This is a genomic window from Symbiobacterium turbinis, assembly GCF_055383075.1.
Genome location: NZ_AP042433.1, coordinates 3,712,032 through 3,733,688 on the forward strand (window position 1 = coordinate 3,712,032; position 21,657 = coordinate 3,733,688).

General features: G+C 67.5%; 18 protein-coding genes. 14 read left to right on the forward strand and 4 right to left on the reverse strand.

From position 1 onward, the window contains the following. The first annotated feature begins 19 nt into the window (after positions 1-19). The 4 genes from ACZ45O_RS17845 to ACZ45O_RS17860 all read left to right on the forward strand — a co-directional run bounded on the left by ACZ45O_RS17845 (position 20) and on the right by ACZ45O_RS17860 (position 3,260). Positions 20-1,243 (forward strand): IS256 family transposase, encoded by a 1,224-nt coding sequence (locus ACZ45O_RS17845; protein ID WP_464854864.1) that lies wholly within the window; start codon positions 20-22, stop codon positions 1,241-1,243. A gap of 44 nt (positions 1,244-1,287) precedes the next feature. Continuing rightward, positions 1,288-1,533 carry a hypothetical protein gene (locus ACZ45O_RS17850; protein ID WP_464854865.1) on the forward strand — a complete coding sequence of 82 codons (246 nt, stop codon included), beginning with the start codon at positions 1,288-1,290 and terminating at the stop codon, positions 1,531-1,533. A gap of 572 nt (positions 1,534-2,105) precedes the next feature. Further along, positions 2,106-2,387 carry a hypothetical protein gene (locus ACZ45O_RS17855; protein WP_464854866.1) on the forward strand — a complete coding sequence of 94 codons (282 nt, stop codon included), beginning with the start codon at positions 2,106-2,108 and terminating at the stop codon, positions 2,385-2,387. Positions 2,388-2,609: 222 nt separating this feature from the next. Further along, positions 2,610-3,260: a YceI family protein gene (locus tag ACZ45O_RS17860; protein ID WP_464854867.1), complete on the forward strand. Its 651-nt coding sequence runs from the start codon at positions 2,610-2,612 to the stop codon at positions 3,258-3,260. A gap of 147 nt (positions 3,261-3,407) precedes the next feature. Here ACZ45O_RS17860 and ACZ45O_RS17865 read toward each other — a convergent pair whose 3' ends face one another. Together ACZ45O_RS17865 and ACZ45O_RS17870 are read right to left on the reverse strand one after the other, a co-directional pair. Continuing rightward, a complete protein-coding gene (locus ACZ45O_RS17865; protein WP_464854868.1) occupies positions 3,408-3,629 on the reverse strand; it encodes a heavy-metal-associated domain-containing protein in 222 nt (73 codons plus the stop codon). 77 nt (positions 3,630-3,706) lie between these two features. After that, a complete protein-coding gene (locus ACZ45O_RS17870) occupies positions 3,707-5,602 on the reverse strand; it encodes a heavy metal translocating P-type ATPase (protein ID WP_464854869.1) in 1,896 nt (631 codons plus the stop codon). 191 nt (positions 5,603-5,793) lie between these two features. Here ACZ45O_RS17870 and ACZ45O_RS17875 point away from each other — a divergent pair, with 191 nt between their 5' ends. Further along, entirely contained in the window at positions 5,794-7,722 is a 1,929-nt protein-coding gene (locus tag ACZ45O_RS17875; protein WP_464854870.1) for a stalk domain-containing protein, read from the forward strand. 230 nt (positions 7,723-7,952) lie between these two features. Here the strand turns inward: ACZ45O_RS17875 and ACZ45O_RS17880 are convergent, their stop codons facing one another. Beyond that, complete coding sequence (locus ACZ45O_RS17880; protein WP_464854871.1) at positions 7,953-8,714, reverse strand: SDR family NAD(P)-dependent oxidoreductase; 762 nt, start codon at positions 8,712-8,714, stop codon at positions 7,953-7,955. A gap of 266 nt (positions 8,715-8,980) precedes the next feature. Between ACZ45O_RS17880 and ACZ45O_RS17885 the strand changes: the two genes are divergently transcribed. Next, on the forward strand, positions 8,981-9,463 hold the full coding sequence (locus ACZ45O_RS17885; protein ID WP_464854872.1) for a phosphatidylglycerophosphatase A family protein: 483 nt from the start codon (positions 8,981-8,983) through the stop codon (positions 9,461-9,463). A gap of 65 nt (positions 9,464-9,528) precedes the next feature. Here the strand turns inward: ACZ45O_RS17885 and ACZ45O_RS17890 are convergent, their stop codons facing one another. After that, positions 9,529-10,887, reverse strand: a complete 1,359-nt coding sequence (locus ACZ45O_RS17890; protein ID WP_464854873.1) for a sigma-54 interaction domain-containing protein — start codon at positions 10,885-10,887, stop codon at positions 9,529-9,531. 345 nt (positions 10,888-11,232) lie between these two features. Between ACZ45O_RS17890 and ACZ45O_RS17895 the strand changes: the two genes are divergently transcribed. The 8 genes from ACZ45O_RS17895 to ACZ45O_RS17930 all read left to right on the forward strand — a co-directional run bounded on the left by ACZ45O_RS17895 (position 11,233) and on the right by ACZ45O_RS17930 (position 21,638). Further along, complete coding sequence (locus tag ACZ45O_RS17895) at positions 11,233-12,570, forward strand: phenylacetate--CoA ligase family protein (RefSeq protein ID WP_464854874.1); 1,338 nt, start codon at positions 11,233-11,235, stop codon at positions 12,568-12,570. 78 nt (positions 12,571-12,648) lie between these two features. After that, positions 12,649-13,428: an ABC transporter ATP-binding protein gene (locus tag ACZ45O_RS17900; protein ID WP_464854875.1), complete on the forward strand. Its 780-nt coding sequence runs from the start codon at positions 12,649-12,651 to the stop codon at positions 13,426-13,428. A 14-nt stretch (positions 13,429-13,442) separates the two neighbouring features. Then, entirely contained in the window at positions 13,443-15,419 is a 1,977-nt protein-coding gene (locus ACZ45O_RS17905; RefSeq protein ID WP_464854876.1) for an AMP-binding protein, read from the forward strand. Continuing rightward, the gene (locus ACZ45O_RS17910; protein WP_464854877.1) at positions 15,416-16,309 is read left to right on the forward strand and encodes a branched-chain amino acid ABC transporter permease; all 894 of its coding nucleotides are present in this window, start codon (positions 15,416-15,418) and stop codon (positions 16,307-16,309) included. The genes ACZ45O_RS17905 and ACZ45O_RS17910 overlap by 4 nt, the downstream gene beginning before the upstream one ends. 4 nt (positions 16,310-16,313) lie before the next feature. Continuing rightward, positions 16,314-17,390: a branched-chain amino acid ABC transporter permease gene (locus ACZ45O_RS17915; protein ID WP_464854878.1), complete on the forward strand. Its 1,077-nt coding sequence runs from the start codon at positions 16,314-16,316 to the stop codon at positions 17,388-17,390. A gap of 976 nt (positions 17,391-18,366) precedes the next feature. Beyond that, positions 18,367-19,584, forward strand: coding sequence for an ABC transporter substrate-binding protein (locus ACZ45O_RS17920; RefSeq protein ID WP_464854879.1), 1,218 nt, complete (start codon positions 18,367-18,369; stop codon positions 19,582-19,584). Positions 19,585-19,599: 15 nt separating this feature from the next. After that, on the forward strand, positions 19,600-20,391 hold the full coding sequence (locus ACZ45O_RS17925) for an ABC transporter ATP-binding protein (RefSeq protein ID WP_464854880.1): 792 nt from the start codon (positions 19,600-19,602) through the stop codon (positions 20,389-20,391). Next, the gene (locus ACZ45O_RS17930) at positions 20,388-21,638 is read left to right on the forward strand and encodes a phenylacetate--CoA ligase family protein (RefSeq protein WP_464854881.1); all 1,251 of its coding nucleotides are present in this window, start codon (positions 20,388-20,390) and stop codon (positions 21,636-21,638) included. Before ACZ45O_RS17925 ends, ACZ45O_RS17930 begins: the two co-directional genes overlap by 4 nt. The last annotated feature ends 19 nt before the right edge of the window (positions 21,639-21,657 follow it).

The window sequence follows — 21,657 nt, forward strand, 5'->3', positions numbered from 1 at the left end:
GCAAAGGGGGAACCCGCAGGTGACCAACTTTAGGATCGCATTGGAGGAGCTTCTGCGCAAGTCCGGTGTGGACGACGTGGATTTCCTCCGGGAAGGAGTTCAGGTGCTGGCTCAGGGTCTCATGGAACTGGAAGTATCGCAGGAGATTGGCGCTGAGCGGTACGAACGGTCGTCTGAGCGCAGCAACTACCGCAACGGCTATCGGGAACGTCAGTGGGATACGCGGGTCGGGACGATCGATCTGCAGATCCCCAAACTCCGGAAGGGGTCCTACACGCCAAGCTGGCTCGAACCTCGCCGACGGGCCGAGAAGGCCTTGGTGGCTGTGGTTCAGGAGGCTTACATTCAGGGGGTCAGCACCCGGAAGGTAGATGAGTTGGTGCAGGCCCTGGGGATGACCGGCGTGAGCAAGAGCCAGGTCTCCCGGCTTTGCGCCGAGTTGGACGAGGTGGTTGAGGCCTTTCGCAACCGACCGTTGGAAGGGCGCTACCCTTACGTTTGGCTGGATGCCAAGTACGAGAAGGTTCGGGAGAACGGCAGGGTCTCCAGCATGGCCCTGGTGATCGCCATGGGTGTACGAGAGGATGGCGAACGGGAGATTCTGGGGCTGGACGTGGGTCCCAGCGAAGATGGGGCCTTCTGGACCGCGTTTTTGCGGCAGCTGGTCGCTCGGGGCCTCAAGGGCGTGCTTCTGGTGATCAGTGATAACCACGTCGGTCTGCGTGAAGCGATCCGAACCGTGTTCAGTGGCGCCAGCTGGCAGCGCTGCCGGGTTCACTTCATACGGAATCTGCTCGGCTATGTGCCCAAGAACCTGCAGTCCATGGTGTCGGCTGCTGTGAGGACCATCTTCGCACAGCCGGACCAGCAGGCAGCGAGGTCTCAGCTAGCCGTTGTGGTCGAGAACCTGCGGAAACAGTTCCCCCGGGCGGCCCAACTGCTGGAAGATGCCGAGGAGGACATTCTGGCTTACATGGCCTTCCCGACTGAGCACTGGCGGCGACTGCACTCCACGAACCCCCTGGAACGGCTCAACAGAGAGATCGGCCGGCGGACGGAGATCGTGGGCATCTTCCCCAACAGAGAAGCTCTGATCCGCCTGGCCGGAGCCGTCATGATCGAGCAGCAGGAAGAGTGGATGACCGCCCCACGAAGATACTTCAGCCAGGCGTCCATGGCGAAGCTGTACGCCCATGACCCGAGCCTCGGCCGTCCTGAACTTTTGCCGCTGAGTGCCGACTAGAGCAACTACAATGCTGGAACCCGATTTACACCACTTGACGGGACTTGATCCCGGAGCTGCGCAGGCCGGTGCTCATCCTGCATGGCGAGCAGGACGGGTTCGTGCGGGTGGAGGATGGCGAGGGCATCGCCGCCGCGGCGCCGGATCACGTGACCCTGCGCCGCTTCCCCGGCCTGGGTCACGCCCTCAGCCCGACCGAGGACCCGGCCCGGGACGGATTTGGTCCGATGGACGAGGCCGCCATCGCCGCCCTTCTGGAGTGGCTGGAGGTGCACGCCGGGGTACGGTGAAGTTGTTAGGGCTGGTTTCGCTCGTGTAGCGAAACCAGCCCTTTGGCTGTGAAGGTAGCTGGCCTGGGTGCGCTATCCGTTGTAGTTGGCGCCCTTCGCCCTGCTCGTTGATACGTGCACCCCCGACGAAGGACGGCATTGCCGGGGAAGTACGGCGAATTTCCACTTTGGTCGCCCGCCAAGTGGAAATCGGTCGTAGTTGGCACTCGTCGCCGTGGCCGTCTATACGTGAACCCCCGACGAAGGACGGCATTGCCGGGGAAGTACGGCGGATTCCCACTTTGGTCGCCCGCCAAGTGGAAATCGGTCGCAGTTCGCGCCTGTCGTCCTGGTCATACACACGTGAACCACCTGGTGGAGGACGGCGTCGCCGGGGAAGTACGGCGGATTTCCACTTTGGTCTCCCGCCAAGTGGAAATCGGTCGCAGTTCGCGCCTGTCGTCCTGGTCATACACACGTGAACCACCTGGTGGAGGACGGCGTCGCCGGGGAAGTACGGCGGATTTCCACTTTGGTCTCCCGCCAAGTGGAAATCGGTCGCAGTTCGCGCCTGTCGTCCTGGTCATACACACGTGAACCACCTGGTGGAGGACGGCATCGCCGGTGAAGTACGGCGGATTTCCACTTTGGTCGCCCGCCAAGCGGAAATCGGTCGCAGTTCGCGCCTGTCGTCCTGGCCATTCATACGTGAACCGCCCGGCGCAGGACGGCGTCGCCGGGGAAGTACGGCGGATTTCGACTTTGGTCGCCCGCCAAGTGGAAATCCGTCGCAGTTGGGGCTCGTTGCCCTGGTCGTATCCGTGATCCACCCGGCAGAGGCCGCATGCGCGCTGCGCCGCAAGTGCGATCTCTGAGGATGTGGGGGAGAGTTCCGGATCAGCCGACAACGGCGACTCCACTGGCGATGAGGCGGAGCCGATCGGGAATGCGGCTCAACACACAATCCACAGGAAAGATTTATGCTACATTCAGGTTTCTCTCAGCCTTTTTGTCCAGAATAAGACCCAGCAAGCGATTCTGGAGGGGTTCTTCTGAAGCGACCAATGACAATCCTCACCCTGGCTCTGGTGGCCTTGTTGGCGGCTGGGTGCGCACGGGGCGGGGCGGAGCCCCAGGCCGAGGCCGGATCCCAGCCCGCGGGCACGGCAGAGGCGGCTCCCCCGCCCGCAGCGGAGGAGGACGTGATTCCGGTAAGCGCGGAGGGCGTCGCCTACTATGTGGACACCGCGCAGTCTGAGGCGTCCTACGCGGTGGACGAGACGTTTCTCGGACAGCGGCTGGATGTGACCGCCGTGGGCAAGACTTCGGCCCTGGCCGGCGCCATCGTCCTCGAAGACGGCGTCATCCGGCCCTCCACCGTCGAGGTGGATCTGACCACCCTGCGCAGCGACCAGTCCCGCCGGGATAACCGGGTGCAGCAGGCCCTGGACACCCGCAACCACCCCCGGGCCATCTTCCAGATCACCGGGGCGGAGGGCGACCCGGTTCTGACAGAGGGGCAGGAGGTGCCCATCAAGCTGAACGGGACGATGACCATCAAGGGCGTGGACAGGCCCGTGACATTCAGCGGCACGGCGAAGCTGGCCGATGGCGTTCTGACGCTCACGGCCGAGACGACCTTCGCCATGACCGACTTCGGCGTGAACCCGCCCAACATCGCCAACTTCGTGGCGGTGGAGGATGAGGTCACCGTCGCGGTCACCTTCGTCGGGCAGCAGCAGAGCTAGCGGGCGAGCGGCTCCCTCCCCCGTGCAGGGGGAGGGAGCCGCTCGCCTGTGTGTGCCCAACCGGTGCGCCGGGGAGGGTCCCCCGGGCCCGGCGGCGGGTTCCCCCGGCAGGACAGCGGGTTTCCCCGGCCCGACAGCGGGGCCGGTCTAGCGGTTGAGCACCGTCGCCACGCCGACGCCGTGCTTCTGAATCATGTCCGTGATCGCCTGCTCCTGCAGGACCGACTCGTCGTACTCTACGGTCAGCGACCCGGAGCCGAAGGAGATCTTCGCTTCCTTCATGCCGGGGAGCTTCTGCGCGGCCTTCTCGATCTTCGCGGCGCAGGTGGGGCAGTTCAGGTTATCGAGCATGATCATCTGGCGCTTCATTACGTGATTCCTCCTTGTAGACTACGTTCTGCGATTGCACTGTATCATCTGACCCGGGTCGGCCGCATTGACGGACGTCAAGATTGGACGCTTTCCGCGAGGCCCCCGCCGGTGCGGACCTTCGGCCGGCCCAGCAGGCGCATGCCGTTCAGGATCACCAGCAGCACGCTGGCCTCGTGCACCAGCATGCCGCCCGCCAGGAAGACGTTGCGGGTCACGACCCCGACCAACAGGGCCAGCACCACGGCGACGGCGAAGACCACGTTTTGCCGCACCACGCCCATGATCCGCCTGCTCAGCCCGATCGCCTGAGGCACCCGCTCGATGCGGTCGGACATGAGGGTGATGTCCGCCACCTCCACGGCCACCTGGGTGCCGGAGCCGCCCATGGCGATGGCGACGTCGGCCGTGGCCAGGGCCGGCGCATCGTTGATGCCGTCGCCCACCATGGCCACCACGCGCCCCTCGGCCTGCAGCGCCTGGATGGCGGCCACCTTCTCCTCGGGTTTCAGCCCTGCCCGCACCTCATCGACGCCCAGCTTCTCCGCCACCCGGCGGGCGGCCGCCAGGTTGTCGCCGGTCAGCATGACGGTGTGGCGCACGCCGGCCCGCTTCAGGTCCGCAACGACCTCCAGGGCATCCGGCCGGATGGGATCGGTGATGCCGATGACGCCGACGGGCTTACCGCCCACGGCCACCAGGGCGATGGTCTCGCCCTCCGCCTCCCGGGCGGCCACGGCTGCCTCCTGCTCCGGAGTGAGCGTGACGCCGTGGGCGGCCAGCAGGGCCCGGTTGCCGACCAGGACCTCGCCCCTGTCGGTGAGGGCCGTTGCGCCCAGGCCCGGCTCCAGCCGCCAGTCGCGGGCGGGGGCGGCGGGCACGCCGGCCTCCTCGGCATAGGTCAGGATAGCGGTGGCCAGGTGATGCTCAGACCGCTGCTCGGCCGCGGCGGCAAGGGAGAGCACGTCGGCCTCGGTGCCGGTGAAGGGAACGATCGCCGTCACCCGTGGGCGCCCCTGCGTCAGGGTGCCGGTCTTGTCAAAAGCGACGGTGTCGATCTTGCCGATGCGCTCCAGCCGCTCGCCGCCCTTGATCAGGATGCCCCGGCGGGCGGCATTGCCCAGGCCGGCGACCACGGCCACCGGGGCGGCGACGACGAGGGCGCCGGGGCAGCCGATGACCAGGAAGGTGAGGGCCAGCTCGACATCACGGGTGAACAGGGCGATGAGCGCCGCGGTCACGATGACGGCCGGCGTGTACCAGCGGGCGAACCGGTCGACGAACTTCTGCACCCGGGGCTTCTGCTCCTGGGCATCGGCCACCAGGTAGACCATGCGGTTGAAAGTGGTGTCGGGGCCCACCTGCTCTGCGGTGATCTCCAGGTAGCCCCCCATGCTCACGCTGCCGCTCATCACGCGGTCGCCGGGGCCCACCTCGGCGGGCAGCGGCTCGCCGGTGAGGGCGGCCGTGTCAAGCGCCGCCCGGCCGTCCGTGACCACGCCGTCCGCGGGGACGCGGTCGCCGGGCAGCACCACGATGGTCTGCCCCCGCTCCACGGCCTCGGCCGGCACCACGGTAAGCGTGTCGCCCTCCTTCACCCGGGCGGTGCGCGGCCGCAGGTCGATGAGGGAGCGCAGGGCGGCCCGTGTCCGGGCGAGGGTCAGGTCCTCCAGGTAGCCGCCGAGCACGTACAGGTAGGTGACGGCGGCGGCCTCCCAGGGCTCGCCGATCCAGATGGCGCCCACCGACGCGATGGTGACGAGCAGGGGAATGGAGAGCTGCCGGTCCATCAGGCCGTTCCACGCCAGCCTGACCACCGGGATGCCGGTGAGGATGGCCGCCAGGGTCATCAAGAGGAAATGCTGCGACCTGATCGTCCAGCCGGCGATGATCAGCAGCGTGGCGGCCGCCAGCACGATCAGCTTGCGGTGCCGGTACAGCCTTGTGTGGAGCGTGGTGTGAACTGCGTTCATGTGGCTTTCCTCCTCGGGCCTCCGGGACGAGGCGCTCCGTGCTTGACTCGACTCCAGCATACCGCTTCGGCCCCGCCCGACGCCTTGACGCGCGTCAAGAGCGCGGAAAGGCCCGTACTAAATTCGCGGCAGATCGCTGAAACGGCGCGGACGTGTGCTCCGTCTGTCTCAGTGAAAAGGAGGTAAGCACCATGAAGCGTTGGAAGAAAACCGCTGCACTCAGCGCTCTGTTGATGACCGTGTCTGCTGCCCCCGCCCTGGCGGGCGATGCCGAACTGCCGGTGGAGATGCCGGTCGATGCGATTCCGATTTCCGCTCCGGCAGACGTTCTGCCGATTCTCGCCCCCGACGAGGCCCGGAACTTCCTGAGGCTGGTCGGCGTGGTGGAGTGGGTGGACCTGGAAGGCGGCTATTGGGCCGTGGCCGGCATGCGACTGATCGGCGACCAGGATGAGTTCGAGAAGCTGGCCGGCCAGGAAGTCGTTGTCGAGGGCACGGAGTTCACCGGGATATCCATCCAGATGGTCCCCGCGATTGAGGTGATGAGCATCCGGCCGGCCGGCGAGGTCGAGGCCATGGCCCCGGTGCTCTGGGATGTGGGCGCCGACGCCCCGGTGCCGAAGGAGATCCGGGTGTACGGCGAGCCCGTCTCCGGCGACCTGGGCGGCCCGGTGGTGGCCGACGGCGTGCTGTTCGTCCCCCTGCGGGCGATCGCTGAGGCGATGGGCGCCGAGGTGACCTGGGATGGCGAGCAGCGCCAGGTGCAGGTGGACCTGCCTGACCGCACGGTCATCTTCCACATCGGCCTGCAGGAGGCGGAGGTGCTCGACGCCGCGGCGAAGTCCGACGACAGCAGCCGGGTCGCCATGGCGCAGCCGGCGCAGATCATCGGCGACCGGACCATGATCTCCGCCGACGCCATCACCACCGTACTGGGCCTGCGCCAGACGGAGGCGGAGGAGGGCGTCATGAACCTGGTCTCCGGCGCTGTGACCCACGTGAACGTCCCCGAGGAGCTCACCGCCCCCGACGAGGCGATGCAGGGGGAGCGGCTGGTCGGGACGATCAGCCAGGTGGAGGACGGGCGCTTCCTCCTGGAGGGGCCGCTCATGTCCAACGGCGATCCGATGCTGATCTGGCTCACCATCTCGGATGAGACGCAGATCACCGTCGGCGAGGGCGCCGGCACGGCCGCCGACCTGGAGGTGGGCCGAGAGGTGGTCGTGGAGCTCTCCGGCCCCATCCTGGAGTCGTACCCGGCCCAGGGCGGCGCGGCGAGCATCCTGGTCATGCCGGCCCCCAAGGCCGACATCCTCACCGGCGTGATCAAGGAAATCGCTGACGGGCGCATTCTGCTGGAGGGCGCGCCGATGGCCAGCGGTGAGCCCTTCCTGGCGTGGCTGGCGGTGGGCGAGGAGACGCCCATCACGGTCGGCGACGCCGAGGGCACGCTGGAGGACCTGAAGGTGGGCGTCCGCGTTGAGGTCGAGCTTTCCGGCCCCATGCTGATGTCCTACCCGGCCCAGGGCGGCGCGAACGCCGTTCGGGTGCTGCCGGCGACGGAGGTCGAGCCTGGCGACGCGGAGACGGCTCCCGACGAGGGGAAGGTCAGCGGCACGATCACCGAGGTGGGCGACGACCGCATCCTGGTGAAGGGCGGCGAGTTCCCGCTCTACCTCATCATCGGTGAGGAGACCGAGATCGTGAAGCGGACCGCCGACGCCGAGGAGGCGGCCACGGCGGCGGATCTGCAGCTGGGGCTGCAGGTGGAGGCCTTCTACTCCGGCCCGATGCTGAAGTCCTACCCCGGCCGGGTGGGGGCCGACAAGATCGTCATCCTGGCCGAGCGGCCGGCGCAGCTGTTCCGGGGCGAGATTGAGGAGATGGAGGAGGGCCGGATCCTGGTGGCGGGAGCCCCCATGGAGAACGGCGAGCCCGAGCGGCTCTACCTCTTCATCACCGAGGAGACCCGGATCGTGAAGGTGGTCGACGGCGCTGAGGAGCCGGCCACCGCGGCCGACCTGGCGGTGGGTCAGCAGGTGGAGGCGGTCTACTCCGGTCCCATGCTGCTCTCCTACCCGGGCCAGGTGGGTGCGGACACGGTGCGGATCCTGAAGTAGCGCCACAGCGGGCATAACCGCATACGAGAAGCCATCGGGGCCGGGGAGCACTTCTCCGGCACTCGATGGCTTCTCTTGCTGTATGCGGTCCTGGGAGCGATGCCGCCAGGCTGTCAAACGGGCAGGCCCTGGGTTCGGGTCACCGCCGGGTTGACCAAAGGCCAGATCCGGGCACCCGAACGGGGTGCCCGGATCTGGCCAGGCTGCTGCGTCCTGCGTGGCTGACCGCTCTAGCAGGTGCTCATGCCGTTGTCGACGTTCAGGATGGCGCCGTTGATGTGCCTGGCGTCGTCGCTGCAGAGGAACAGGGCCGCCCGGGCGATGTCCTCCGTCTCGCCGTAGGCGTTGCATGGGAACTTGCCGGTGATGTCGATCAGGAGGCCCATGCCCTCCGGATGGTACTTGCCGCCCGAGTTCGTCTCGATGTCGGTCTTGATGCCCCCGGGGTTGATCTGGTTGCAGCGGATGCCCATCTTCGCGCAGCCGCAGGCGATGCTCATGGTGAGGCCGGTGAGGCCGTGCTTCGCCGCGCTGTAGGACGGGCCGTGGTTGCCGCGCAGGGCGGCGTAGGAGCCGATGTTCAGGATGACGCCCTTCACGTTCCGCTCCACCATACCCTTAATGGCCCGGCGGCTGATGCGGAACGGGGCCTTCAGGTCGATGTCGTGCACCCGGTCCCACATCTCGTCGCTGGTATCGAGCAGCGGGTAGCAGAGATCGTTGATGTCGGCGATGTTGCAGACGATGTCCAGCTTGCCGAACCGATTCTCCGCCTCGGCGATCATGCGCTCGATGTCCTCTTCCTTCGTGATATCCGCGTGGATGGGGGTCACCCGCTCGACGCCTTCCCACTTCGCCAGGCCCTTCTCGTCGATGTCAACGGCGATCACTTCGGCCCCTTCCTCGGCGAACAGCTTGGCGGTGGCATAGCCCATTCCGTTGGCGGCCCCGGTGATCAGCGCGACCTTCCCGCTCAACTTGCCCTTCGTCATCTATCTCGTACCCCACTATCCGCTTGTGAACGTGAAAACATGCACAAACTAGCTTTTGGCTATAAGATAACATGTGTGTTACAGACCATAGCGAGGAGGTACTTTCCTGGTTGGGGACAAGTGCCCACGAGCAAGTAGGACGAGCACTCTAGACGGGCGTGGGATTGGCGGTGAGCATCGTGTAAAATGTATGACGAACCCGCACCGCTCCGACATACGTCTCATATTTAATAGGCCATGAGACGGACCAGAACAGGAGGACCCGGATGTACAAGAGCGTAGTGAAGATGCTGGAGGACCGCGGCGTCACGCTCAGGGAGATCGCCGAGGTCGTTCATGAGATTCAGAAGGGGTACTACGATTCGCTTCCGCTGGAGGAGTGCCTCGAGAGCGTGGAGGCGGTGGTGAAGAAGCGGGAGGTCCAGAACGCCATCCTGACCGGACTGGCGCTGGATATGCTCGCGGAGCAGGGGAAGCTGCCCGAGCCGCTGCAGTCCATCGTGGCCGGAGACGACTTCCTCTTCGGCGTCGATGAGATCGTGGCGCTCTCGATCACAAATATCTACGGCTCCATCGGACTCACCAACTTCGGCTACCTGGACAAGACCAAGCCGCTGGTCATCGGCCGGCTCAACTCCAGCAAGAACGGCCAGTGCCACACGTTCCTGGACGACCTGGTCGCGGCCATCGCCGCGGCGGCCGCCAGCCGCATCGCCCACGCCCGGCGGCCGGCCAACAACGAGGACTGACATGCCTACGACAACATGAGCCACCGGGAGAGCCCGCCTTCCGGTGGCTTCTGCGCGCGGCCTGCCTACTGCCGGCCCGCCCGCGCCTTCCACTCCCGGATCTTCCGCGCGGCTGTCGTCTGGTGGATCCCCAGCACCCGGCCCACCTTCACCGAGCTGCCGAACCGCCGGTACGCCTCCCCGACCAGCTCCAGCTCCAGCGCGGCCACGGCCTCCTTCAGCGGCACGATCTCCCGCACCTGCACCGGCGACCCCCCGGCGGCGGGCAGGGGCAGGTGCTCGGGCCGGATCTCCCGGTCGTCCAGGGTCACCACCAGCCGCTCCACCAGGTTCTCCAGCTCCCGCACGTTGCCCGGCCAGCTGTAGGCCACCAGCCGCGAGACCGCCTCCGGCGTGAGGGTGCGCTCCACCCGGTACCGGGCGCAGAACTTGTCCAGGAAGGCCCGGGCCAGGACGGGGATGTCTTCGGGCCGTTCCCGGAGGGGCGGGATCGTGACCGGCACCACGTTGAGCCGGTAGTAGAGGTCCGCCCGGAAGCGGCCCTCGGCCACCATGGCCTCCAGGTCCCGGTGCGTGGCGGCGACGATGCGGATGTCGACCGACTTGGGAGTGACCGCCCCCAGCCGGATGATGCGCCGCTCCTGGATAACGTGCAGCAGCTTCACCTGCAGCTCCAGGGGCACGTCGCCGATCTCGTCGATGAAGAGCGTGCCGCCGTGCGCCTGCTCGATAAGCCCCGGCTTGCCCTCCCGCCGTGCGCCGGTGAAGGAGCCCGGCGAGTAGCCGAACAGCTCCGATTCCAGCAGGCTCTCGGGCAGCGCCGCACAGTCGATGCGGACGAAGGGCCGCCCGCGGCGCCGGCTCAGCCGGTGGATCTCGGCCGCCAGCACCCCCTTGCCGACCCCTGACTCCCCCAGCAGCAGGATGGTGGAGTCCACCGGCGCGACCCGGCGGATGAGGTCCAGCACCCGCTGCATGGCCAGGGAGGAGCTGACCACCTCGGTGCGCCCCGCCTGCACCGCCCGCAGCCCGGCCAGCTCGTGGTGGTACCGCTCCCGCTCCTGGGTCATGCGCTCCACCTGGCGTTCCAGCCGGTCCAGCTCCGTGATGTCACGGGCCGTGGCGACCACCCAGCCCTCCGGCAGCGGGAGGGCCGTGAGGGCCAGCCGCCGCCCCGCCCGCTCCAGGATCATGGCCTGCCTCTCCCCGGTCTCCAGGCACCGGCGCAGCACGGGAGGGAGCCAGGTCTCGCCGGCCTCCAGCTCCGCCGGCATGCGGTTCAGCAGCTCGGCCTGGGGCCTGCCCAGCAGCTGCGCCATCGTGCCGTTTGCCAGCCGGATCCGCCCGTCCGGCGAGACGGCCAGGACGCCCTCGGCCAGCCCGTCCAGCATGGCGCTGATCATCGCTTCAGGCAGCGGAGCCATGCGCATCCCTCCTACGCGAAACACTAATCATAATTCTCTGGAATGCAAACTATTCCTGCTTACCTGCCTAAGCAAGATTGCTTTGGCCCCGCATCCCGTCCCTGGTGCGGCCCGGGGGGCCATCGGCGCGCCTTGGGGCGCCCACCGGGGTAAGCGGGGGCGCTTAGGTTCTGTACCCGATGGGCGCATCCGCTCTGTGCCTCCCTGAATGGTTCAGGGAGGCACAAGCCTTTCAGGGAGCGGGCTGCCGCCGGCCGGCCGGCCTTTTTCCAGGCAGCCGGAGGGGAAGCGGCCCGGGCTGGCACGCCCCTTGCGTAAAGAGGGCCTGCAGGAAGGAGGAGTGCGATGCAGATCGAGCTTGACCGGCCCCAGTGGCGGCCGGACATCGAGCGCATCGATCGGGAGGAGCTGGCGCGGCTGCAGGCCGGGCGGCTCCGGGCGCAGGTGGAACGGGCCCTGGCATCGCCGTTCTACCGTCGGCTCTGGCAGGGGGCCGGCCCTGTCGACCCGCTGGACTTCCGGACGCCCGCCGATGTGGCCCGGCTGCCCTTCCTCCACAAGTCTGACCTGGTGGACGCGCAGCTCCGGGAGCCGCCGCTGGGCGACCTGCCCATGAGCCCGGCCGAGGAGCGGCGGGAGGTCTACCCGGTGCACGTGGTTGGCGGGTCGCTCTACACCGTGTACGGTGAGCGGGACCTGGCCCGCACGGCCGAGATTGGCGCCCGCATCATGTGGGGGCTGGGGCTCCGGCCCGGCGAGCTGATCCACAACGCCTTCGGCTACGGCCTCTTCGCGGGCGGCATTTCGTGGCACCGGGCTGCGCGGGCCATGGGGGCGGCGCTCATCCCCATCGGCACCGACTCGGTGAAGCGCCAGGTGGAGATGCTGTTCAACTTCAAGCCCGTGATGCTGATCGGCGCGCCGTCCCACTGCCTCTACCTGGCCGAGCGCATCCAGGAGCGGGGCCTCTCGCCCCGTGACATCGGGCTGCGCTACGGGCTGTTCGGCGGCGAGCCAGGCGCCGGGGAGCCGGTCACCCGGGACCGGCTGGAGCGGCTCTACGGCTGTGCGGCCTTCGACTTCTACGGCATCACCGAGGTCGGCCCGCTGCTGGCGGGCGAGTGCCGGCTGCAGCAGGGGCTGCACTGGGCTGAGGACCACGTGCTGGTGGAGGTGATCAATCCGAACACGATGCTGCCGTGCGCGGAGGGCGAGACCGGCGTGCTGGTGCTGACCGACCTGACCCGGGAGGACCTGCCGCTGCTGCGGTACTGGACCGGGGACATGGCGACGCTGGTCACCGAGCCCTGCGGCTGCGGCCGGACGCTGGCCCGCTCCCCCGGCGGGGTGCGGGGCCGGCTGGATGAACTGGTCATGATCCGCGGGGCCAAGTTCTACCCGGTGCAGGTGGAGCGGGTGCTGTCGAGCTACGGCAGCCTGGGGGACGAGTACCGGATCGTGCTGGAGCGGGACCCGGTGACCTGGCTGGACCGCTGCAGGGTCGAGGTGGAGGCGGCGCCGGGGGAGCCGCCGTCCCCGGCCCTGGAGGAGCGGATCAGCCGGCGGCTCACCGATGAGCTGACCGTGGACGTGTCGGTCCGCGTTCTGCCCTTCGGCACGCTCGAGCGGTCGCCCCGCCGGGTGCGGATCGTCGACCGCCGGGCCGAGGCCGGGGGGCTGTGACGACGACGGCCTGCGCGGTGGGGGACGGTGAAGGCGCAGGCCTGCGAAGTCAGGGGTTGCAAAAGGAGGTGGCTCAGGGTGAGCGAGGTGCATCTGGCCGTCGAGGACGTGGCCATCGGATTCGGCGGGGTGAAGGCCCTCGACGGCGTCTCGCTGACCGTGCGCAAGGGCTCGATCACCAGCATCATCGGGCCCAACGGGGCGGGGAAGACCAGCCTGATCAACTGCATCTCGGGGCGCTACATTCCCCAGCAGGGACGGATTCTGTTTGAGGGGCGCGACATCACCCGGATGCCGCCCGCCAGGCGGGCCGAGCTGCGCATTGCCCGCACGTTCCAGAACATCGCCCTCTTCAAGCACATGACCGTGCTCGACAACCTGATGGCCGGCCGCCACGCCCTCATGCGCTCGGGCCTCCTGGCCTGCGGGCTCTGGTGGGGCCCCGCCCGGCGGGAGGAGATCGAGCACCGCAAGGCGGTGGAGGAGATCATCGACTTCCTGGAGATCGCGCACGTCCGGCGCAAGCCCGTCGGGATGCTCTCCTACGGCATGCAGAAGCGGGTGGAGCTGGGCAGGGCCCTGGCGCTGGAGCCCCGGCTGCTGCTCCTGGACGAGCCCATGGCCGGCATGAACACCGAGGAGAAGGAGGACATGGTCCGCTTCATCCTCGACATCAACCAGGAGCGCGGGGTCACCTGTGTGCTGATCGAGCACGACATGGGCGTGGTGATGGACATCTCAGACTGGGTGACGGTGCTGGACTTCGGCCGCAAGATCGGCGAGGGGACGCCGGACGAGGTGCGCCGGAACCCGGACGTGATCCGGGCCTACCTGGGCGACAAGGACCTGGCGGTTTGACAGGGGGTGGTGGGGTGAGCGCAGAGCGCTTGGATACGCTGCCGAAGCGGCTGCAGGCGATGGCCGCGAAGTACGGCCACAGCCGGGTGGCCCTCCGGGAGAAAGACTACGGCATCTGGCAGGAGTACACGTGGCAGGACTACCTGGACCGGGTGCGCGACTTCTGCCTGGGCCTCGTCTCCCTGGGGTTCCGGCGGGGCGACAAGATCGCCATCGTGGGGGACAACCGGCCGGAGTGGGTCATCGCCGAGCTGGCCGCGCAGTCGGCAGGCGGCACGTCGGTGGGCATCTACCAGGACTCGCTGGCCCGGGAGATGGCCTACGTCATCGACCATTCCGACGCCACCTTTCTGGTGGTGGAGGATCAGGAGCAGGTGGACAAGATCCTCGAGGTCCGCGACCTCATCCCCAAGGTGCGGTACCTGATCTACTACGACCCCAAGGGGCTCCGCACGTACACCGACCCGTGGCTGCTGTACTTTCCCAGGGTGCTGGAGATGGGCCGGGAGTACGGCCGGGAGCATCCGGGGCTGTTTGAGGAGATGGTGGCCGCGGGCGACGGCGAGGACACGGCGATCATCTGCTACACCTCGGGCACCACGGGCAACCCGAAGGGGGCGATGCTGAGTCACCGGAACCTGCTGGCGATGGGCGACACGATCCAGACGGTGGATCCGCTCTCGCCCGACGACGACTTCCTCTCGTTCCTGCCCCTGGCCTGGATCGGCGAGCAGATGACCGCCCTGGCGATGCACCTCTCCATCGGGTTCACGGTGAACTTCCCCGAGGAGCCCGACACGGTGCAGGAGAACATGCGGGAGATCGGCCCGCACGTGATGTTCTCGCCGCCGCGCATCTACGAGGACATGGTGACCCGGGTGCAGGTGAAGATCCAGGACGCGGGCTGGCTGAAGCGGAAGCTCTGGGAGTTCTTCCAGCCCATCGGCCTCCGGGTGGCCGACCTCCGGTTTGCCCACAAGCCGGTCCCGCTGATGGTCCGCGTGCTCTACGCCCTGGGCGAGCTCCTGGTCTTCAGCGCCATCAAGGACCACCTGGGCCTCTCCCGTCTGAAGCGGGCGTACACCGGCGGCGCGGCCCTGGGTCCCGACGTGTTCCGGTTCTACCACGCCCTGGGCGTGAACCTGAAGCAGATCTACGGGCAGACGGAGATCGTGGGCATCGCCGTGCTGCACCGGGACGACGACATCCGCTTCCACACGGTGGGCACGCCCCTGCCGGGTGGCGAGATGGCCATCTCGCCGGAGGGGGAGATCCTGCTCCGGAGCCGGGCGGTCTTCCAGGGCTACTACAAGATGCCCGAGGAGAGCGCGAAGACCCTGGCCGGCGGGTGGCTGCACACCGGCGACGCCGGGTACATCGAGGAGGAGTCGGGTCAGCTGGTGGTCATCGACCGGCTGAAGGACGTCATGCGGCTCAGCACCGGGGAGATCTTCTCGCCGAACTTCCTGGAGAACAAGCTGAAGTTCTCCCCTTACATCAAGGAAGCGGTGGCGGTGGGCAACGGCCGCACCCACGTGGTGGCCATGATCAACATCGACCTGCAGTCGGTGGGCCACTGGGCGGAGAGCCAGGGCATCCCCTACACCACCTACCAGGACCTGTCGCAGAAGGGGCCGGTGCTGGACCTGATCGCCGGCGAGATCGAACGGGTCAACGCCGACCTGCCCGAGGCCGCCCGCATCCGGTCGTTCGTCATCCTCCACAAGGAGCTGGACGCCGACGACGAGGAGCTGACCCGCACCCGCAAGCTGCGGCGGGGCTTCGTCTACGAGAAGTACGCCCCCGTAATTCAGGGGCTCTACGACCGGGTGCAGGAGATTCCGGTGCAGAGCCGGGTGCGCTATCGGGATGGCCGGGAGGCCGTCATCGAGACGGTGCTGCAGGTGCGCGAGCTTCTGCCCGCGCCGGAGCAGCCGCAGCCGTCTGAGGAGCCCGAACCGCGGGCGGCGGGAGGAGGTGGAGCGGGATGAGCAGCGACTTCGGCTTCTTTCTCAACCTGCTGGTGAACGGCATCGTCGTCGGGGCCCTGTACGCCCTGGTGGCCCTGGGCTTCGTGCTGATCTATAAGGCCAGCGGCGTGATCAACCTCGCCCAGGGCGAGCTGGTGCTGCTGGGGGCATACATCGGCCTCACATTCACCACCGAACTGAAGATTCCGTTCGCCCTGGCCCTCCTGCTCACCATCGGTGTCAGCGCGCTGGTGGGCGTGGGCATCGAGCGGGCGGTGCTCCGGCCGTTCATCGGCGAGCCCCCCATCTCGATCATCATGGTGACGATGGGGATCTCCTTCCTCGTCAAGGCGCTCATCAACGCGATCTGGGGCACCGACATGCGCTCGTTCCAGGGGCTTTTCCGCAGCCAGCCCATCATCATCGGGCCGGTGGCCATCTCCGAGGTCTTCCTCTGGGGCCTGGTGGCGGCCCTGATCCTGCTCCTGCTGCTCAACGCCTTCTTCAAGTACAGCATGCTGGGCATCGCCATGCGGGCCACCGCGGACGACGAGCAGGCGGCGCTCTCGATGGGCATCTCGGTGAAGCGGGTCCTGGCGGCCACGTGGGCCGTGGCGGCCATGGTGGCCGCGGTGGGCGGCATCTTCCTGGGGAACATCGCGGGCGTCAACCCCCTGCTCACCTCGTACGGCCTGAAGGTGCTGCCGGTGGCGATTCTCGGCGGGCTGGACTCCATTCCCGGCGCCATCCTGGGCGGCTTCATCATCGGCATCCTGGAGGCGCTGACCGGCGGCTACCTCGACCAGTACCTGACCGGCGTGAAGGAAGTGGTGCCGTTCGTGGCCATGATCATCATCCTGCTGATCAAGCCTTACGGCCTGTTCGGCAAGGAAATCATCGAAAGGGTGTAGGTCTGTGCTGAAACTCTTGCGCTACCCCTTTGCCATGGAGTGCGGGGTCTACATCACCACCTATGAACAGGACCACGCCCTGCACCAGACGCCGCTGGCCGTGGCCCGGGGCTGGCTCCTGGTGGCCCTGCTCTACGCGGTGCCGCTCGTCCTGCCCAACTACTACCTCTCCATCCTCAACATGGTGGCCATCTACACCATCGCTGCGCTGGGGCTGAACCTGCTCACCGGCGTGACCGGGCAGATCTCGGTGGGCCACGGCGCCTTCACCGGGATGGGCGCCTTCACGGTGGGCTACCTGATGAAGCAGGGGCTCTCGTTCTGGATCGCGATGCCGCTGGCCGGGCTGGCGGCCGCCGCGGTGGGGGCGTTCTTCGGGCTGCCCTCCGCCCGGCTGAAGGGGCTGTACCTCGCCATCGCCTCGTTGGCGGCGCAGGTGATCCTCTCGTTCTTCTTCGTGCGGGCCGACTGGTTCACGGGCGGCATCCACTCGATGTCGGTCAGGCGGCCCAGCCTCTTTGGCTACACCCTCTCGGGTGAGCTGAGCTACTTCTACCTGGGCCTCACGGTGGCCCTGCTGCTGGGGCTCTTCGCCCAGAACCTGCTCCGGACCCGGATGGGGCGGGCCTTCATGGCGGTGCGGGACCGGGACCTGGCCGCCGAGGTGATGGGCGTCGACCTGTTCCGCACCAAGGTGACGGCCTTTGCGCTTTCGGCCTTCTACGCCGGCATCGCCGGGGCGATCTGGGCGCCGTACGTGATGATTATCTCGCCGGAGCAGTTCGAGATCCACCTCTCCATCGAGCTGCTGGCGATGATCATCATCGGCGGCATGGGCTCGGTGATGGGTTCGGTGTACGGCGCCGCCTTCATGACGGTGCTGCCGATCGTGGTGCGCGAGCTCTCGATGGCCCTGGGGCCGATCTTCCCGTCCATCGGCACCAAGGTGCTGCTGTTCCGGGACGCCGCATTCGGCGCCGCGATCGTGCTCTTCCTGGTCTTCGAGTCTGAGGGGCTGGCGAAGCTGTGGCGGAACGTCAAGGATTACTTCCGGCTGTGGCCCTTCGGATACAGCAGGTGAAATGGGTCGTGAGCGGTGAGATGTGAGCTGTGAGGTAGGTCGTGGGCTGTGAGATGTGCGCGGTGAGACGGGTCGTTGGTCGTGAGGTGTGAGCTGTGAGATGGATTGTGGGCTGTGAGATGTGAGCTGTGAGGTAGGTCGTGGGTCGTGAGATGTGAGCTGTGAGGTAGGTCGTGGGTCGTGAGATGTGAGCGGTGAGATGGGTCGTGAGCGGTGAGATGTGAGCGGTGAGGTGGGTCGTGGGCTGTGAGATGTGCGCGGTGAGACGGGGCGTTGGTCGTGAGGTGTGAGCTGTGAGATGGATTGTGGGCTGTGAGATGTGCGCGGTGAGATGGGTTGTGGGCTGTGAGATGTGAGCAGTGAGGTAGGTCGTGGGTCGTGAGATGTGAGCTGTGAGATGGGTCGTGAGCGGTGAGATGTGAGCGGAGAGATGGCTCATGGTCTATGAGATGTGAGCGGTGAGAGGCCGACGGTTTGGGGCAGAGGGCACCGGCGAGTCGTCCGACGGGGCCGTGGCGCCGGGCCCCGCGGCCGGTGGGGCGTGCGACCTGAGCTGCCGGCAGTGGGCGAGCGAGGGGAGACAGGGCCCCGGCAGCCGCCCGGATACCGTTGCTGCCCACAGCCGCCCACGGCTCACAACGTACCGCTTACCGCAGACCGTTGACGCCATCTGCACCCACGCACCACTCACGACAGACTGTCGATGCCATCTGCACCTACGCACCACTCACGACAGACTGTCGATGCCATCTGCACCCACGCACCACTCACGACAGACTGTCGATGCCATCTGCACCCACGCACCACTCACGACAGACTGTCGATGCCATCTGCACCCACGCACCACTCACGACAGACTGTCGACGCCATCTGCACCCACGCACCACTTACGACAGACCGTTGGCGCCACTTTCACCGGCTCACCGCTCACCACGCACAGCTCACCGCACAGTACATCAGAGGGGGTTGGGGACAGATGCGGAGGCACAAGAGGTTCCTGATTCTGATGGGGGCGCTTCTGATTCTGGCTGTGCTGGCCGGCTGTGGGGGCCGGGGTTCAGGCGCCGGCGGTGGGGGCGCCGGCGGGCAGGCTTCGCAGGCGCCGATCAAGGTGGGCGGCATCTTCGACATCACCGGCGCGACGGGCGACGTCGGCAAGCCCCACGCCGAGGGCGCCCGGGCCTGGTTTGACTACCTGAACAACGAGCTGGGCGGCGTGAACGGGCGGAAGGTGGAGCTGGTCTGGGGCGACTACGCCTACCAGGTGCCCCAGGCGGTGGAGCTCTATAAGAAGTACGTCAACGAGGACAAGGTTGTTGCCGTCCTGGGCTGGGGCACCGGCGACACCGAGGCGATGAAGGAGATGATCGCGCAGGACAAGATCCCGTACCTCTCCGGCTCCTACGCGGAGAGCCTGGTGGATCCGTCCGTCACCCCGTACAACTTCATCATCTCGTCCACCTACTCGCAGCAGGCCCGTGTGCTGCTGGACTGGATCAAGGAACAGAAGCCCGACGCCAAGGTGGGCATGATCTTCCACGACTCGCCCTTCGGCCAGGCGCCTTTGGAGGACGCCAAGGCCTATGCCGCCCAGATCGGCCTGACCTGGGTGGGGGAGGCGGCCCTGCCCGGCGCCGCGGCTGACGCGGTGACGCAGGTGCTGGACCTGAACAACAAGGGCGTTGAGTTCATCATGATCCAGAACGTGGTGAAGGGCACCGCCCAGGTGCTGAAGGCCGTGCAGCAGCAGGGCCTGAGCGGCAAGATTCAGGTGGTGGGCATGACCTACTCGGTCGACGAGACGCTGCTTGCCGCGGCCGGCGACGCGGCCGAGGGCTTCGTCGGCACGCCGGCCTTCGTCTTCCCGTACGACGAGGGGCCGGGCATCGATGAGGCCGTGGCCTACGCGGAGAAGATCGGCCTGAAGCGTGAGGACCTCACACAGAAGTGGCTGCAGGGCTGGGTGTTCGGCCGCGTGCTCACCGAGGCCATTAAGCGGGCAGGCGACGAAGTCACCGGCGAGACCCTGAAGGCGGCCTTCGAGACCTTCAACGAGGTCGATCTGGGCGGCATCGGCGCACCGCTGACCTTCACCCCCACCGACCACGGCGGGACCGACAAGGCCCGGATCTACCAGGTGCAGAACGGCCGCTTCGTGGCCCTGACCGATTTCGTGGAGCCGAAGGGGCAGTAAGAGTGAGGTGGTCCGGTGCTCGTTCTGAATAACGTCGAAGTGATGTACGAGCGCGTGATCCTCGTGCTGAAGGGCATGTCGCTGAAGGTGCCGGAGGGGCAGGTGGTCGCCCTGCTGGGCGCGAACGGCGCCGGCAAGACCACGACCCTGAAGGCGATCTCCGGCCTGCTGAAGTCGGAGAACGGCGAGGTGACCGACGGCACGATCGAGTTCATGGGCGAGCGGATCAACAACCGGGAGGCCGCAGAGATCGTGCGGAAGGGCATCTTCCAGGTGATGGAGGGCCGGCACGTCTTCGAGCACCTTACGGTGGAGGAGAACCTGCTTGCCGGGAGCTACACCCGCACCGACCGGAGCAACGTGCGGCGCGACCTGGAGATGGTCTACCACTACTTCCCCAAGCTGGTGAGCCGGCGGCGGCAGAAGGCCGGGTACCTCTCGGGCGGCGAGCAGCAGATGGTGGCCATCGGGCGGGCCCTCATGGCCAGGCCGAAGCTGGTGCTGCTGGATGAGCCGTCGCTGGGGCTCGCCCCCCGCCTGGTGCGGGAGATCTTCGACATCATCAAACGGCTGAACGAGGAGATGAAGACCACCTTCCTGGTCGTGGAGCAGAACGCCATGGTGGCCCTCTCCATCGCCCACTTCGGCTACGTGATGGAGAACGGCCGGATCGTGCTGGAAGGACCGGTGGAGACGCTGCTGAACAACGAGGACGTGAAGGAGTTCTACCTCGGCCTCAGCGAGGTGGGGCGGAAGAGCTACCGGGAGGCGAAGGCCTACAAACGCAGGAAACGGTGGTTGGCATGAACGGCTTGGCAGCAGGGGGCGGCGCCGGCGGCCTGAGCCGCTGGGTGCCGCCCGGCGGAGAAGAGCGGTTGCGGATGGTGCTGGCGGCAGCCCGGGAGGGCAGCGCGGTCTGGCGCGAGCGGCTGGATGCCGCCGACATAGGGTTCGATGGGGCCGGCGTCGGGTTCGAGGGAACCGGCGGTGCGGCCTGGCTGGCGCTGCCGGTGCTCCGGAAGGAGTCGCTGGGCAGCGTGCAGGCCGAGTCCCCGCCGTTCGGCGGGCTCCTGGGGGAACCGGTGGAAAACCTGGCGCGGATCTTCGTGAGCCCCGGCGACGTCTACGACCCCCAGGGCACGGATCCGGACTACTGGCGGTTCAGCCGAGCCCTCGCCGCCGCAGGGTTCCGGAGAGGCGACCGGGTGCTCAACTGCTTCAGCTACCACCTGACCCCGGCGGGATTCATGTTCGATGCGGCCTCGCGGGCGCTGGGCTGTGTGGTGGTCCCCGCCGGCGTGGGACAGCAGGAGCTGCAGATTCGCATCGCCAGGGCGGTGGGCGCTTCGGGCTACGCCGGCCTGCCGTCCTACCTGCTCGCCCTGCTGGACCGGGCGGCCGCGGCCGGCACTCCTCTGCCGATACGCCGTGCGGTGGTGACCGGCGAGCCGCTGCCCGAGACCCTGCGGGAGCGGATCGAAGCCCACGGGGTGAAGGCTTATCAGGCCTACGGCACAGCGGATGTGGGGCTCATCGGGTACGAGTGCGGGCAGGGCGGCGGGCTGCATCTGGACGAAGGGGTCATCGTGGAGATCTGCGACCCGGACGGCCGTCCGGTGCCCCTGGGCGAGGTGGGGGAGGTGGTCGTCACGTCCCTCCAGGAGACCTACCCGCTCCTGCGGTTCGGCACAGGCGACCTCAGCGCGATGATCGCGGAGCCCTGCGCGTGCGGCCGCCCTGCGCTGCGGCTGAAGGGATGGATGGGCCGGGTGAGCGAGGTCGCCAAGGTGCGGGGAATCTTCCTCTACCCCCGGCAGCTGGAGGCGGCGATGGCGGAACTGGCCGGCAGCGTGGAGCGCTGGCGGGCGGTGGTGGAGCGGGATGCCGACCACCGGGACGTGCTGCGCATCGAGTTCGCCGGCCGGGCCGACCCCCGGGCCGTGCGCGACGCGGTGCAGGCCGCCGTCCGGCTGAATCCGCAGGTGGTGGTGGTGCCGGCCGGGGCCCTTCCGGCAGAGGGCCCGCTCTTTCAGGACAGGCGCAACTGGGATTGAACGCGAGACGCCCCCGGGG

Coding starts and splice junctions, on each gene's coding strand:
- ACZ45O_RS17890 (WP_464854873.1), bottom strand. CDS start 10,887: ATGGCTCCGCTGCCTGAAGCGATGATCAGCGCCATGCTGGACGGGCTG.
- ACZ45O_RS17880 (WP_464854871.1), bottom strand. CDS start 8,714: ATGACGAAGGGCAAGTTGAGCGGGAAGGTCGCGCTGATCACCGGGGCC.
- ACZ45O_RS17920 (WP_464854879.1), top strand. CDS start 18,367: ATGCGGAGGCACAAGAGGTTCCTGATTCTGATGGGGGCGCTTCTGATT.
- ACZ45O_RS17870 (WP_464854869.1), bottom strand. CDS start 5,602: ATGAACGCAGTTCACACCACGCTCCACACAAGGCTGTACCGGCACCGC.
- ACZ45O_RS17895 (WP_464854874.1), top strand. CDS start 11,233: ATGCAGATCGAGCTTGACCGGCCCCAGTGGCGGCCGGACATCGAGCGC.
- ACZ45O_RS17885 (WP_464854872.1), top strand. CDS start 8,981: ATGTACAAGAGCGTAGTGAAGATGCTGGAGGACCGCGGCGTCACGCTC.
- ACZ45O_RS17865 (WP_464854868.1), bottom strand. CDS start 3,629: ATGAAGCGCCAGATGATCATGCTCGATAACCTGAACTGCCCCACCTGC.
- ACZ45O_RS17930 (WP_464854881.1), top strand. CDS start 20,388: ATGAACGGCTTGGCAGCAGGGGGCGGCGCCGGCGGCCTGAGCCGCTGG.
- ACZ45O_RS17875 (WP_464854870.1), top strand. CDS start 5,794: ATGAAGCGTTGGAAGAAAACCGCTGCACTCAGCGCTCTGTTGATGACC.
- ACZ45O_RS17910 (WP_464854877.1), top strand. CDS start 15,416: ATGAGCAGCGACTTCGGCTTCTTTCTCAACCTGCTGGTGAACGGCATC.